Below are 1,026 nucleotides of genomic sequence, written 5' to 3'. Positions count from 1 at the left end.
AAAGCTCGCGGTATCACCATCAACACCGCACACGTTGAGTACAACTCGAAGATCCGTCACTACGCTCACGTTGACTGCCCAGGTCACGCTGACTAYGTGAAGAACATGATCACCGGTGCTGCTCAAATGGACGGCGCTATCCTGGTTTGCTCGGCCGCTGATGGTCCGATGCCACAAACCCGTGAGCACATCCTGCTGTCCCGTCAGGTAGGCGTTCCGTACATCGTGGTTTTCCTGAACAAGGCTGACCTGGTAGACGACGCAGAGCTGCTGGAACTGGTTGAGATGGAAGTGCGCGATCTGCTGAGCACTTACGACTTCCCGGGCGACGACACTCCAATCATCATCGGCTCTGCCCGTATGGCGCTGGAAGGTCTGGACGATAACGAGATGGGCACCACTGCCGTCAAGAAGCTGGTTGAGACTCTGGACAGCTACATCCCAGAGCCTGAGCGTGCTATCGACAAGCCGTTCCTGATGCCAATCGAAGACGTATTCTCGATCTCGGGTCGCGGTACTGTTGTGACTGGTCGTATCGAGCGCGGTATCGTTCGCGTTCAGGATCCACTGGAAATCGTTGGTCTGCGTGACACTACCGTCACCACCTGCACCGGTGTTGAAATGTTCCGCAAACTGCTCGACGAAGGTCGTGCTGGCGAGAACTGCGGCGTTCTGCTGCGTGGCACCAAGCGTGACGACGTTGAGCGTGGTCAGGTTCTGGTTAAGCCAGGTTCGGTTAAGCCGCACACCAAGTTCACTGCAGAAGTTTATGTTCTGAGCAAGGAAGAAGGCGGTCGTCACACTCCGTTCTTCAAAGGCTACCGTCCGCAGTTCTACTTCCGTACTACTGACGTGACTGGTAACTGCGAGCTGCCAGAAGGCGTTGAAATGGTAATGCCAGGTGACAACATTCAGATGACTGTTACCCTGATCAAAACCATCGCAATGGAAGACGGTCTGCGTTTCGCTATCCGTGAAGGCGGTCGTACCGTCGGCGCTGGCGTCGTAGCCAAAATCATCGAGTAA

At 55.3% G+C, this 1,026-nt stretch carries 1 protein-coding gene; it reads left to right on the top strand.

What is annotated here, in order from left to right; genetic code table 11:
- Window positions 1-1,026 (top strand): elongation factor Tu (gene tuf, locus AC1DIG_RS29260; RefSeq protein ID WP_477770104.1); only part of this gene is annotated, 1,026 nt, incomplete at its 5' end.

Source organism: Pseudomonas sp. 05N431 (assembly GCF_056397005.1).
Note: the sequence above shows the minus strand (reverse complement) of the source record. Positions and strands in the feature narration are given on the sequence as shown.